Genomic DNA, 12,938 nt, shown 5'->3' on the forward strand with positions numbered 1-12,938 from the left:
AAAGACACACTTTTCTTTACTTAACCCCAAAAATCCCCCGGCCTTACGACCGGGGGATATTGTTCCTTGTGGAGCTTAGGGGAATCGAACCCCTGACCTCCTGCTTGCAAAGCAGGTGCTCTACCAATTGAGCTAAAGCCCCGTACACCGAGCAATTATACCTTGTTCGGCAGTGGGCCTAGGAGGACTTGAACCTCCGACCCCTTCGTTATCAGCGAAGTGCTCTAACCGCCTGAGCTATAGGCCCCGTGGAACGAGATATAACTTAACCCGTAACCATGACACTTCACAAATCGCCTGGTCAGCGGCCTAAATATTGAGTTAAAAAGCAGTCATTAAGTAGTCATTACGGCTACTCCATAACCAGATCACTGAAAACACCTCTGAACCAACGCGGCCCCGGGGCCACCGAACGGGGGTGACACCGGGGCCAGCGGGAGGCTAGGCAGCCTAGTCGTCGTCGGCAAGCGAAATCTTGAGACCTCCGACGAGACCGCCGCAAGCGTTGTAGATGACCGCGCCGAGGGCCATGAGCCCAATCGACAGCACCCACCACAGCGCTCCTACAGCGGCCGCCAGGCCAAGGACGAGACCCGCGCTGATGGAATCCTCCCCGCCGACCATTTCACTAATCGGAGCGAGCAATCCCATCCCGGAGAGCAAGAGGTAGAGCAGGCCAACCGCGGCAAGCCAGACGAGGAAGCAAATGAAACCAGTGGCCGCCGTAATGCGCATGGCGGACCAGGGGCTCACCTTGTCGACTACCAAGTTAGTTTCGGCCATGCGCTTACTCCTTCTCCGCCTCCGAGTCACCGGACTCGGCAGCACCGGTGCTCTTGGTGGCGCCGGTGCGCTTCGGGACTACGTCCAAGGTTCCGGCCTCAGAGACCTTAGAAGCGGTCTCTTCGCCCTCATCCTCGACGTTGCGGTCGATAGCCAGCAGTTCCACGCCGTCAGCGAGGTTGACCAGGCGCACGCCCTTAGTGGCACGCGAGGTGGCGCGAATCTCGTTGACGTTGGTGCGGATGATGTCGCCGGCGGAGGTGACAGCGAAGATTTCGTCGTCGTTGTCCACCACCAGGGCGCCCATCAGCGGACCACGCTTCGGGTCGTACTTGAGCGTCAGCACGCCCATACCGCCGCGGTTCTGCGGGGTGTACTCGCTGAGCTTGGTCTTCTTGCCGAAGCCGCCGGTCGTTGCGACCAGCAGGTTGTGCTCTTCCTCGACCACGACCATGCTGAGCAGCTTGTCGTCGCCCTTGAAGCGCATGCCCTGGACACCGGCAGTGGCGCGGCCCATCGGGCGCAGCGCGTCGTCGGAGGCGGTGAAGCGGATAGCCTGGCCGCGCTCGGAGACGAGCAGCAGGTCATCGTCAGCAGAGCACAGACGGGCACCGATGAGGGAGTCGCCTTCGCGCAGGTTGATGGCAATCAGGCCAGCGGAACGAGCGGACTCGTAGTCCTCCAAACGGGACTTCTTTACCTTGCCCTCGCTGGTGGCCAGCACCAGGTACGGGCTGTCCTGGTAGCTCTGAATCTGCAGCACCTCGGCGATGCGCTCCTCCGGCTGGAACTCCAGCAGATTGGCGACATGCTGGCCGCGGGCGGCGCGAGTGGCCTCCGGCAGTTCGTAGGCCTTGAGTCGGTAGACGCGACCCTTGTTGGTGAAGAACAGAATCCAGTCGTGCGTGGAGCAGACGAAGAAGTGGCGGACAATGTCGTCCTGCTTCAGGTCCGCGCCGCGTACGCCCTTGCCACCACGGCGCTGTGCCTTGTAGGCATCGACCTTGGTGCGCTTGGCGTAGCCCGTGGAGGTAATGGTCACGACCACGTTTTCGCGGGCGATGAGGTCCTCTTCGGTGACGTCGCCCTCAGCGGCCACGATCTGGGTACGACGGTCATCGCCGTACTTCTCCACGACCTCGCCCAGCTCTTCCTTAACGATGGCGCGCTGACGCTCCGGCTTGGCCAGGATGTCCTTCAGGTCGGCGATCTCGAGCTCGATCTCAGCCAACTCGTCAATAATCTTCTGGCGCTCCAGAGCAGCCAGGCGACGCAGCTGCATCGCCAAAATGGCGTCAGCCTGAATCTCGTCGATGTCGAGCAGACCCATCAAGCCCGTGCGCGCGGTATCGACCGTGGCAGACCGGCGAATCAGGGCGATGACCTCGTCCAACATATCCAGGGCCTTGACCAGACCACGCAGGATATGGGCACGCTTTTCCTTCTCGTCCAGGCGGAACTGGGTCCGTCGGACAATGACCTCAATCTGGTGGGCGACGTACAGCGTCACCATCTGGTCAATGCGCAGCGTACGCGGCACACCGTCGACGATGGCGAGCATGTTCGCACCGAAGCTGGTCTGCAGCTGGGAGTGCTTGTACAGGTTGTTCAGCACCACACGCGGCACGGCGTCGCGCTTGAGCTTGACGACGATGCGCATGCCCCACTTCAGATCGGATTCGTCATCAATGGAGGCAATGCCCTGTAGACGACCATCCTTGACCTGATCTGCGATGTTGGCAATCATGCGGTCCGGGTTGACCTGGTATGGCAGCTCAGTGATGACAATCGACTGACGAGTGCCCTCCTGCTCAATCGAGGTCACACCGCGCATGCGAATCGAGCCACGGCCGGTGGTGTAGGCCTCCTTGATGCCCTTGTCGCCGACAATCTGGGCGGCAGTTGGGAAATCCGGGCCCTTGATGCGTTCCATGACCGCATCCAGCGTGGTCTTTTCATCCGCATCCGGGTTGTCCAGGCACCAGTTGATGGCATCCGCGACCTCACGCAGGTTGTGCGGCGGGATGTTGGTGGCCATACCGACGGCAATACCGCCGGAGCCGTTCATCAACAGCTGCGGGACACGCGACGGCAGAATAACAGGCTCTGTCGTACGACCGTCATAGTTCGGTTGGAAATCGACGGTGTTTTCGCGAATGTCGCGCACCATTTCCATGGCCAACGGCGTCAGACGGGCCTCCGTGTAACGCATAGCTGCGGGGCCGTCGTCACCGCGGGAGCCGAAGTTACCCTGACCGTCGACAAGCGGATAGCGCATGGACCACGGCTGCGCCATGCGCACCATGGTGTCGTAAATAGCCCTGTCGCCGTGCGGGTGGTAGTTACCCATCGTGTCCGAAACCGGCTTTGCGGACTTCACATAACCGCGCTCCGGGCGGTAGCCGTTGTCGAACATGGCGTAGAGAATGCGGCGGTGCACCGGCTTGAGACCATCACGAATCTCCGGCAGCGCACGGCCCACAATCACGCTCATGGCGTAGTCGATATAGCTCGACTGCATCTCTTCATTGATGTCGATCGGGCGAACCTGGTGGCCCAATACTCCACTTCCGAAGGATGAGCCGTCGTTGTTGTTATCGTCGCTCAATGACTGCTTCCTTTACTTAAAAGAGGTTCGCATCCATTCTACAGGGCTTTAGAGCCCGCTTTACGACGCCGTGTGCAACTTTTCGATACCATTGTGGTATCAAATCTGGGTTTTAGGCCTAGTAGAGACGAATAAGACGGCACAAGCTAGGCAGCAAGGAGCAAATGCGATGGCGATGACCTTGAGACTCACGAAAGAACAGGACACCGCTCTGGCGCTGCTGGCGCACATGGAGGGCGTGTCTAAACACGAGGCCGCCATTCGCGCCATCGAATCCGCCGCAGCGAGAGCCCTTCAGCAAGGTCAGGCTCGGGAAATTACGGCAAGCGTAATTGATACTGACATGGCGCTGCTGCGAAAGTTGAGCTCCCCAAGGCCCCGCGGAGTACAAGAATGAGCGCGCCCCAGATTCAGCCTCTCAGCGAGGCCGCTATCCTGGCGGCTACCGATGAACTGGTGGCCACAGTGCCGGAATTGGCCGACGCTACACTTGCGAGGCCGTGGACAATCAGCGCTATTGTCGCCGCCAGCTCAGGAGTCATTGCTGGTCACCGTAGCTTTCCCGCGATTTCTGCGGCAGCGCAGGCGGTCGCTTACGCAACGTTTCACGTGAAACCACTAAGTTTTGGCAACACCGCACTGGGCGCACTACTTGCACACATACTCCTCACCACCAACGGCGAAGAGCTGTCATTCGCAGAGACGTGGGATCTGGTCAAAGGCGGCACTTAGCCGGGGACAGGGCCTAGTCACTCTTTCGGGTAAACGGGCTGGTCGGAATGCGATTGCCGGACTCCAGCCGGCCCGTGTAATACGCCGTGGCCTCACCTTCAGCCAGCTCAACCTCGTACCAACCATCACGGACATAATCAGCCGTCCGGTCCTGCCCGCCAACTAGAACACGTCCCGCCGCGTGCTCCAAAGTGACCTCCGGCAACTCTTTCGCCGTCTTGCTGAATACACGCAGGAAGCGGTCCGGGCCGCACACGGTAAGTTCGCGCTCCAGGAGTCCAATTCGCAGCTCTAACGTACCGAGCACCGTGTGATGCTCCACCTTATTGCCACTGTAAACAGCGAAAACAGCCTCACGGGAACCGTCATTGACCAGCACAAGATTGCCGCCTTTGAGGTAGGCGTGCAGCCGGTACGGTGTCGGCAGCGCGGTCGCCTGCTCGGACTCCTGCACAGGATAGTCACCGGCCGGCTCCGCCTCCCAGCGCTTCACAAACTCCGGCGCTGGTCCCGGCTGCTCTGGAAGCTGCATTCCCGTAGACGCCGAGAAGTCCAGTGTGGATACCAAATCACCACATACCCGACGACGCCAATCAGTGATATTTCCGCAGCTCACGCCGGTGACTTGCTCCAGGAAACGGATCACCGAAGTGTGATCGAAGACCTCTGAGGACACCAAACCACCCACCGACCACGGTGAAATGACAGTCATCGGGACACGGAACCCGAGCCCCTTCGGCTTGCCCAGGTACCACTCCCCCGGCTCATTCTTCGGCGGCAGCGGCGGCACCACATGGTCGAAGTAACCATCAAACTCGTCAAAGTTAATCAGGAAGACGGTCTTGGCCCACACCTCCGGGTTGGAGGCCAACGCATCCAACAGGCGGTAAGTGATATTCGCCGACTGAATCGGCGAGGACGCTCCCGGGTGCTCGCTTTCCGCGGCCGAAGGCACAATCCAGGACACCTTTGGCAGCTCCCCAGATTCAACATCCCGTCGGAAAGCGTCGGTTAGCGTGCCCGGCTGGCGGCGGTGCAGCGCGCGATCATAGAGATCCCGTTCCGCCTCAGGCAGCTTCTCCACAGCGGCATTCAGGCGGTCGACCATCTGCTGCTGCTCTGCAGTTGGCGGCGTGCCATCACCCAGTTCCAGCAGCTTCTCGTGGAAGCCCGTCATGTCGCGACCAGGCAGCCCGGCCTCACGAATGACCTTGCGGCCAATATTTCGAAACGCGGCGAAGAAATCCAGGTTGTTGTCCGTGTAGTTATCCCACTCCTGGTAGACGCGCCATGGCACCCCAGCCGCCGAGAGATCCTCGGCATACGTGCGCCACCTGTACCCCGGGTGCGTCGGCTCGTACGCCGCATTGCCAACCGCTCCAGTCCCCCACGGTTCCTTTCGGGTATCACCCGAAAACAGGTAGTTGCGGTTCGGGCTTGTCGACGTAGGCATTGAAGAAAAGTAGCCATCACAGATAGTGAATGTCTCTGCGAGTGCGAATTGGAACGCGATGTCCTGACGGTCATAGCAGGCCATCGTGCCTTTGCCCTTAGCCTCGATCCAGCCGTTACAGCGGCCGCCGTTTAGTGCAACCTGCCCGTCTTCCCAACCGTGCGGCAAACTTGCAATGTACTCCACCGAGAGATCACCGCGATTAGCGGCGTTGCGAATCAGGTATGGACTGACCCCACTCTGGTTGAAAACGCCCGGCAAAGCGGAATTGTCGTTGTACCCCCGCACACCTCGGAGAGTGCCGAAGTAGTGATCAAAAGAGCGGTTTTCCTGCATCAACACGACAACGTGCTCAACCTGGTCGAGGGAGCCAGCCGGTCGGGGCTGCGCGAGTGCATGGCGCAATGATGGCGGCAGCAGCGTGCTCGCAGCGGTGACAGCACCGACTCCTGCGGCGGTCTGCAGGAAGTGCCGACGGGAAAATTCAGATATATTTTTAGGTGAAGTTGCCATAGGCATCTACGTTAAGAAGCGCAGATTACCAGCTGGAAAATTGCGGTTTAAATTTCCTCAATAAACTGCTCTAGACGGTCAACCACAGCCTGTGGCTCACGCGCCCAGCGATTGTGGCCCAGCCGCTGCTCAATGAACTCGTACTTTGCCGAATTCGGCAGCATCCGTGCCAGCGCCTGTGCGGAAGCCTCCGGGCAGTCACGGTCACCACCACAGTTCAGCAGCAGCGCCGGGGTGGTCACCTTCGGCATCTCAGCGGCGTAGTCGATATCCGCACCGCGCGGTCGCAGAAGACCCGTGCGCGAGAACCGCGCCCACTCCACCACATGGTTACGAGCCTGGCGGCCATAGCCGGCCAAATCAAGCCTGCCCGCTGGCCAATAGCCCAGGATCTGGGACACCACCTGCATAAACGGTGCACCGTAGCGAAGCCGCTTGTACTCGTTGCCAGTAAAACAGTTGTAGTGCGGAGTACCGGAGCCGACCATCACTACGCCGGCCACGTCCGCTTCCGGTCGGGCCAGATACAGCGAGGCAATCTGACCGCCCATGGAATGACACAGCAAGTAGACGGGTAGCTTCTCCCCTGTGCTCTCCCCTGCCGCGAGGTGATCAAACTCCTTGCGAGCCCGCGCCACGGCCAGCGGGTAATCCACCGATGCGAGATCCTGGTAGCCCCAATTGTGACGGCGGGTGGCCACCGCAGTCTGGTTACCCTGGCCGCGCAACTCCGAGGTCAGGACGCAAAAACCTCGACGCTGTAACTCTTGGGCAATCGGCCGGTAGTAGCGAGCACCCATGCCAAAGCCCGGCCAAATAACGACAATGCCCCGAGGCGAACCTTCGGGAAACCGAAGCGCCATCGGGGTCACGGAGCCATCTGGCAAAGTCTCCTGCACAATACGTGGCTCGACTGGCGGTTCCCCGTTGACCATGCTTCCCCGAGTATCTTCCATTTCATAAACATTAATGGCTGAACTGAGGTTTTGTCAGGGGAACCGACAAGGCGAAAACTAAAACCAGGTACCGGCTTAAACGTCGAGGAAGCGAACGTCCTTCGCATTACGGGTGATGAACGAACGTCGTGAAGCGACGTCATCGCCCATCAGAATGGTGAACAGTTCATCGGCCTTCTGCGCGTCCTCGAGGGCGACCTTACGCAGCACGCGGTGATCCGGATCCATGGTGGTATCCCACAGCTCAGCGGCGTTCATCTCACCGAGACCCTTGTAACGCTGAACACCATCGTCCTTGTTGATCTTGCGGTTGGCAGCCAGCCCCTCTTCCAGCAGCTGATCGCGCTCAGCATCGGAGTAGGCGTAGCCCGGCTCACCCTTGGCCCACTTGAGCTTGTACAGCGGCGGCTGGGCGAGGTAGACGTGCCCTTCATCAATCAGCGGACGCATCAGACGGAACAGCAGCGTCAGTAGCAGCGTGGCAATGTGCTGACCATCGACGTCGGCGTCGGCCATCAGCACAATCTTGTGGTAGCGCAGCTTCTCGATGTCGAATTCGTCGTGAATACCGGTGCCCAGCGCCGTAATAATGGCCTGGACCTCGTTATTCTTCAGAGTCTTATCCAGGCGCGCCTTCTCGACGTTCAAGATCTTACCGCGCAGCGGCAAAATGGCCTGGAACAGCGAGTTTCGGCCTGCCTTTGCAGAACCACCTGCGGAGTCACCCTCCACGATGAACAGCTCGGACTGCTTCGGATCCTTCGAACGGCAGTCCGCCAACTTACCCGGAAGACCGCCAAGATCGGTCGCGGACTTACGACGTACCAGGTCACGGGCCTTACGAGCCGCCTGACGGGCATGCGCCGAAGCAATGGCCTTGTTAACAATGGCCTTGGCCTCAGCCGGATTGGCCTCCAGCCAGTGACCGATGTGTTCATTAGTCATGCGCTGGACGAAGGAACGCACCTCGGTGTTACCGAGCTTCGTCTTCGTCTGGCCCTCGAACTGCGGATCGGCGACCTTCACCGAAATCACGGCAGCGAGACCTTCACGGCAGTCCTCGCCGGAGAGGTTGTTTTCCTTCTCTTTCAACAGGCGGTGCTCACGCGCATAGCGGTTCATCAGCGATGTCAACGCAGAACGGAAGCCCTCTTCGTGCGTGCCACCCTCAATGGTGTTAATGGTGTTGGCGAAGGTGTGCACCGACTCGGAGTAACCCGAGTTCCACTGCATTGCAATCTCGACCTCGTGGCCGTCACCTGCAGCATCGAAGGAAATGATGGTCGGGTGGATGATGTTCTTCGACTTGTTCAGAGTCTCGACATAGTCCCGCAGACCATTCGGGTAGTGGAAGACCTTGCGGCGCTCCTTCGGCTTGGTGGTCTTCTCTGCCTTCTCCTTCTGCTCCTCAACCGCATCCTTGGCGATTTCAGCGGATTCGGTCTCCGCCTGCTCCGCCAGAGCCTCGGCCTCGAGCTCCTCCTCGGAGACACGCTTGTCCACCAACGTGATGGTCAGGCCCTTGTTCAAAAACGCCATCTCGCGCAGGCGGCGAGAAATGGTGTCGAACTTGAAATCGGTGGTCTCAAAAATCTCCGGGTCCGGCCAGAAACGCTGCGTGGTACCCGAACCGCGAGTCTTCTTACCTCGGATAATTTCTTCCGGAACAGCCTGGTCGAAGTTCTGGTACCAGGTGTAGCCATCGCGGATGACCTCGGTTTCCATGCGCGTCGACAGCGCGTTAACCACCGAAATACCCACACCGTGCAGACCACCGGAAACAGCGTAGGACTCGGAGTCAAACTTGCCGCCGGCGTGCAGCTGAGTCATAACCACCTGCACCGTCGGCATACCCGACGGGTGCATTTCGACAGGAATACCACGGCCGTTATCGCGGACCTGAACGCCGCCGTCTTCCAGCAGAGTGACCTCAACATCGGTGGCGTAACCCGCCATCGCCTCGTCGACGGAGTTGTCTACAACCTCCCACACCAGGTGGTGCAAACCACGCTCACCAGTCGAGCCAATGTACATACCCGGCCGCTTACGCACGGCCTCGAGGCCCTCGAGGATGGTAATCGATGAGGCGTCATATTGATGTTCGGTAGCAGCCACGGTTCGGCGCGTCTCCTATTCTTGGTTCTCTCCCCGCGCAACATTCGTCAGCGCGCGAAAAATAGGCCGGCGGTCAAGTGCTATCAGCGCCAGCCAGAACCACCTAGGACTACTAGATAGGTCTGGCTAGTTTGGAAGTCGATAACGTCTCAAGAACCGCCTGCCGGTTTTCTCCTGCCCATCTTACCCCAACGTAGTCCCCTACTGTGGATATAGCCGATGCGCTCAAAGGACCAAATTTCGCAGTTTTACGCATACCGACGGCTAATCGTAGACCGTTTACCGACCTTTACCCGTAAGTATCACGCGGTCCTCGGCCCTCGATGTGCAATTTGCCCTTGCGCCAATTCGGCGCTTTTGGCCCAAGCACCTTAATTTCCTCAACCACTCCATCCCCGACGCGTTCCGCAATCGACTTCAAAACCTGTCGCTGTGCTAGCCGCAGCTGTGTTGCCCATGCTGTCGATTGGCACTCGACCACCAAAGTGCCGTCCTTGAACTCCTTGACCTGGGAGTGTTCCGCGACAACCTTGCCGACCATCGAATCCCACTCCGTCATGATCACACCGTGGGCAATATGGATCTGCCAGCCGCGATCAACTACTGCCTTATTCAGCACCGCACCAATCGGCGCAGGTCGACGGTCATATTTCCGGTACAGCCGAATCCCCGCCTCCTTCAATAGGCTCGGCGAAATCACCGTACCGGCACGATCTCGTACCACTGCTTGCGCTGCCCGCTGCTTATCGACGTCCGCAACAATCCCCTCCGCGGCCTTCACAGGCACACGGCTATCGAGGCCAGACCACGAGCCCTTCTTCTTCGGTGGCCGCTGGAGATTCGGTAACTTGTGACCGCCCTCCTTAGCGGCATCGCGCATGCGGAAGAAAGCGTCGCTAATCAGGTCCTTTTCTTCTTCCGGTGAGTTATCCGGCTCCATGTTCTCGACCATACCCGTCACTCTTCCGCGACTGGGTTTTCATCCAGCAGTGAGATTCGCCCCTGCTCAGTCTGCGCCACCGTCACCGTGTGATGAGTGACAGAAGAATCCTCGACCAGTGCCTGAGGCAACTCCTCCCCCACCGCCGAGGTGATCAACACCTGCTCAGCCTGCTGCGCGATTTCCATGAGAGCTTCCCGACGATGCCGGTCGAGCTCCGCAAACACGTCGTCAAGCACCAAGATCGGGTCGGGCCCATCGGCACGGAGCAAAAAGTACGCGCCGAGACGCAGCGCGAGTGCAAAAGACCAGGTCTCGCCGTGGCTAGCGAAGCCCTTGGCGGGGTCATTGCCGAGAATGAGGTTGAGATCATCGCGATGCGGACCAACGAGACAGGAACCGCGCTCAATCTCCGCGGTGCGGCGCTCCGCCATCTTCGTCAGCAGCAGTGCCTCGAGCAGCTCCGGTTCGCTGGGCAATGGCCCGCCATCCAGACTGTCGACCTTCGGCGCATAGGCAATCGTGGCTGGGCGCGAGTGCGGGGCAAGCGTGGCATAGGCCTCGCTGACGTGTTCCGACAGTTCGGCAATCAAATCCATGCGCGCAGCCATTAGTGCCGCTCCCACCTGCGCCAATTGCGCATCCCAGGTGTCCAGCGTGCTCAGTGCGGCCTGCCCCTCCGAGGAAGAATAGCCACGGCGCAGCGTCGAGCCCGCCGACTTCAGCAGCGCATTTTTCTGACGCAAGATCTTGTCATATTGAATGCGGATACCTGCGGACAGTGGCCGTCGTAAAGCGAGCAAATCATCGATGTAGCGGCGACGGGACGCGGGCTCGCCCTTGACCAACGTGAGATCCTCGGGCGAGAAAAAGACCGCCTTGACGATCCCCAGCAGCTCCCGCGGAGACTTCAGCCGCGTGCGATTAATCTGCGCCTGATTCGCGCGATGCGGATTGATGAGCAGATGCGCCGTCAGCTCTCGGCCATCATTGACCGCCGTCGCCGAAATGCGTGCCGACGGGGTCCCCGAACGAACCAGCGGAGCATCCGTAGACACTCGATGCGAACCGAGCGTGGAGAGATATCCAACGGCCTCGACGATATTGGTCTTGCCGTAGCCATTTTGCCCGGTAAATACGGTAATTCCAGGCGTGAACTCGACTTCCAACTCCGGCCAGGAGCGGAAGTCCCGCAAGGACAAATACCGAATGTGCATAGCCGCAGACTAGCCCGGCAGGCGCACAGGCATCAGCAGGTAAGTGAAGTCGGTCTCCGGCGTTGGGTAGAAGCCGTCCTCACCGAGCTCCGGGATGGCTTCCGGCTCCGGAATGAGAATCGCGGGACGCGAGGGCTGCGTAAAGCCCAGCAGAACGCGGTGGGAGCGAACAGCGCTGAGCCCCTCGAGCAGGTACTGCGGGTTGAAGGCAATCAGAAGTGGTTCCCCATAGAAGTTGCAGGCCACAGTCTCTTCTGCGTGACCAACCTCGTCGCCATGAGCGGAAAGGACAACCTGGCCGTCGGAGAAGTCCATGCGAATCTGCGCACCGTGATCGGCCATCAGAGACACACGACGGATGGCATCCTGCAGCTGGTCAACACGGGCAACAGCCATGGAGGAATGCTGCTTCGGCAGCAACGGGCGGAACTTCGGGAACTCGGCGTCCAGCAGTCGCGTGGTAGTGCGACGAGGATCGGCGAGGATAGCCAGCAGACCTTCGGAGCCGACCTCACGATCATCGGATCCGTCGCCGAATGCCAAGGTCACTGGCTCACTGGAAGTGGTATCGAGAGTGCGGGCAGTCTCCGCGAATGTCTTTGCCGGGATGAGCAGCTTGGTCTCCCCCTCAGGGATCTGCTCCCACTCGAAACTGCGAACCGCCAGGCGGAAACGGTCGGTGGCAGCGAGAGTGACCTCGTTACCTTCGGTTTCCATCCGGATGCCGGTCAGCATCGGCAGCGACTCATCCTTGCCGGCAGCGATAGCGACCTGACCAATAGCCTCAGCCAGCAGAGCAGCATCGACAGTACCGGTAGCAGCCGGAGCTTCTGGTAGCTGAGGGTAATCCTCCAAGGTCAGGCTTGGTAGCTCGAAGCGGGAAGAACCACAGCGAACGATGACCTTCGTGCCATCAAAGTGCATCTCTACCTGCTTATTCGGCAACTTAGAGACAATGTCAGAAACCAACTTGCCATTGACGGCGAAGCGACCGGGCTCATCGACCTCTGCACTAATACGAATCTGAGTCGAGACCTCGTAGTCATAGCCAGCGAGCTGCAGACCATTGTCATCCGCGAGAAAAATCATGCCACGCAGAATCGGCTGAGTCGGGCGTGCAGGCAGGTTACGAGCAACCCAGCTCACCGCACCCGCGAGATCGTCCTTAGCCGCGCGAATACGGACTTCGGTCTGCTCCATCGTTCCTCCACCGGTATTGGATGTCTGTTATTAGCCGTCTTTTGTGTTGTCAGCACGCTATGTCAGCGCACATGACTGGAGTTACAAAGATTCCATCGTACAACTCTACTGCAGACTGCCAAAGACCTCACTGGGATTCTTGTAGTCCGTCTAGTGCTTGATCGTAGTTCTTACTCGTTCTTGGCATTTATGAAGTTGTGCGCGAGAGGTTGCTTGCCAGAGGTTGTGCGCAGGCCCCCTTTTATCTAGAAGTTTCTAGAGATTTTTAAAGTCGGGAGTAGTAATAGGGGGTGTGCACATTGTGAAATTACATGATTCCCGCTGGTCTTCACTGATTTCGCGCTGTGGATAACCAGTGCGTCTAACTGTGGATAACTTGGGGTGTCTGTGGATAGTGTTCGGGCTTCATCTTTCATCCACA

At 59.2% G+C, this 12,938-nt stretch carries 10 protein-coding genes and 2 tRNA genes; 2 read left to right on the forward strand and 10 right to left on the reverse strand.

What is annotated here, in order from left to right; all coding sequences use genetic code 11:
- Positions 1-69: 69 nt before the first annotated feature.
- The 4 genes from QKE19_RS09165 to gyrA form a co-directional block, all read right to left on the reverse strand.
- A tRNA-Ala gene (locus QKE19_RS09165) sits at positions 70-142 on the reverse strand.
- Between the two features lie 31 nt (positions 143-173).
- Positions 174-247: transfer RNA gene (locus QKE19_RS09170), tRNA-Ile, on the reverse strand.
- Between the two features lie 203 nt (positions 248-450).
- Positions 451-783: a DUF3566 domain-containing protein gene (locus tag QKE19_RS09175; RefSeq protein WP_016421749.1), complete on the reverse strand. Its 333-nt coding sequence runs from the start codon at positions 781-783 to the stop codon at positions 451-453.
- Between the two features lie 4 nt (positions 784-787).
- A complete protein-coding gene (gyrA, locus tag QKE19_RS09180; RefSeq protein WP_049193108.1) occupies positions 788-3,391 on the reverse strand; it encodes a DNA gyrase subunit A in 2,604 nt (867 codons plus the stop codon).
- A 169-nt stretch (positions 3,392-3,560) separates the two neighbouring features.
- Here gyrA and QKE19_RS09185 point away from each other — a divergent pair, with 169 nt between their 5' ends.
- Both QKE19_RS09185 and QKE19_RS09190 read left to right on the forward strand, forming a co-directional pair.
- Positions 3,561-3,788, forward strand: a complete 228-nt coding sequence (locus QKE19_RS09185) for a hypothetical protein (RefSeq protein ID WP_049189408.1) — start codon at positions 3,561-3,563, stop codon at positions 3,786-3,788.
- Positions 3,785-4,123 carry a hypothetical protein gene (locus tag QKE19_RS09190; RefSeq protein ID WP_049170123.1) on the forward strand — a complete coding sequence of 113 codons (339 nt, stop codon included), beginning with the start codon at positions 3,785-3,787 and terminating at the stop codon, positions 4,121-4,123. Before QKE19_RS09185 ends, QKE19_RS09190 begins: the two co-directional genes overlap by 4 nt.
- Before the next feature lie 13 nt (positions 4,124-4,136).
- Here the strand turns inward: QKE19_RS09190 and QKE19_RS09195 are convergent, their stop codons facing one another.
- The 6 genes from QKE19_RS09195 to dnaN form a co-directional block, all read right to left on the reverse strand.
- Positions 4,137-6,089, reverse strand: coding sequence for an alkaline phosphatase family protein (locus tag QKE19_RS09195; RefSeq protein WP_049189409.1), 1,953 nt, complete (start codon positions 6,087-6,089; stop codon positions 4,137-4,139).
- 47 nt (positions 6,090-6,136) lie between these two features.
- Positions 6,137-7,024 (reverse strand): alpha/beta fold hydrolase, encoded by an 888-nt coding sequence (locus QKE19_RS09200; protein WP_049189410.1) that lies wholly within the window; start codon positions 7,022-7,024, stop codon positions 6,137-6,139.
- Positions 7,025-7,120: 96 nt separating this feature from the next.
- Entirely contained in the window at positions 7,121-9,160 is a 2,040-nt protein-coding gene (gyrB, locus tag QKE19_RS09205) for a DNA topoisomerase (ATP-hydrolyzing) subunit B (RefSeq protein ID WP_016421743.1), read from the reverse strand.
- 289 nt (positions 9,161-9,449) lie between these two features.
- Positions 9,450-10,112, reverse strand: a complete 663-nt coding sequence (locus QKE19_RS09210) for a DciA family protein (protein ID WP_049170117.1) — start codon at positions 10,110-10,112, stop codon at positions 9,450-9,452.
- A gap of 5 nt (positions 10,113-10,117) precedes the next feature.
- On the reverse strand, positions 10,118-11,317 hold the full coding sequence (recF, locus tag QKE19_RS09215) for a DNA replication/repair protein RecF (protein WP_347890854.1): 1,200 nt from the start codon (positions 11,315-11,317) through the stop codon (positions 10,118-10,120).
- A 9-nt stretch (positions 11,318-11,326) separates the two neighbouring features.
- Entirely contained in the window at positions 11,327-12,517 is a 1,191-nt protein-coding gene (dnaN, locus tag QKE19_RS09220) for a DNA polymerase III subunit beta (protein ID WP_048731377.1), read from the reverse strand.
- Positions 12,518-12,938 lie beyond the last annotated feature (421 nt).

Source organism: Corynebacterium sp. c8Ua_99 (genome assembly GCF_039907185.1).
Classification (GTDB): Bacteria; Actinomycetota; Actinomycetes; order Mycobacteriales; family Mycobacteriaceae; genus Corynebacterium; species Corynebacterium jeikeium_D.

Excerpts from the sequence above, each read along its gene's own strand:
- QKE19_RS09200 (WP_049189410.1), bottom strand. The coding sequence starts at position 7,024 with ATGGTCAACGGGGAACCGCCAGTCGAGCCACGTATTGTGCAGGAGACT.
- QKE19_RS09175 (WP_016421749.1), bottom strand. The coding sequence starts at position 783 with ATGGCCGAAACTAACTTGGTAGTCGACAAGGTGAGCCCCTGGTCCGCC.
- QKE19_RS09195 (WP_049189409.1), bottom strand. The coding sequence starts at position 6,089 with ATGGCAACTTCACCTAAAAATATATCTGAATTTTCCCGTCGGCACTTC.
- dnaN (WP_048731377.1), bottom strand. The coding sequence starts at position 12,517 with ATGGAGCAGACCGAAGTCCGTATTCGCGCGGCTAAGGACGATCTCGCG.
- QKE19_RS09210 (WP_049170117.1), bottom strand. The coding sequence starts at position 10,112 with ATGGTCGAGAACATGGAGCCGGATAACTCACCGGAAGAAGAAAAGGAC.
- QKE19_RS09190 (WP_049170123.1), top strand. The coding sequence starts at position 3,785 with ATGAGCGCGCCCCAGATTCAGCCTCTCAGCGAGGCCGCTATCCTGGCG.
- QKE19_RS09185 (WP_049189408.1), top strand. The coding sequence starts at position 3,561 with ATGGCGATGACCTTGAGACTCACGAAAGAACAGGACACCGCTCTGGCG.
- recF (WP_347890854.1), bottom strand. The coding sequence starts at position 11,317 with ATGCACATTCGGTATTTGTCCTTGCGGGACTTCCGCTCCTGGCCGGAG.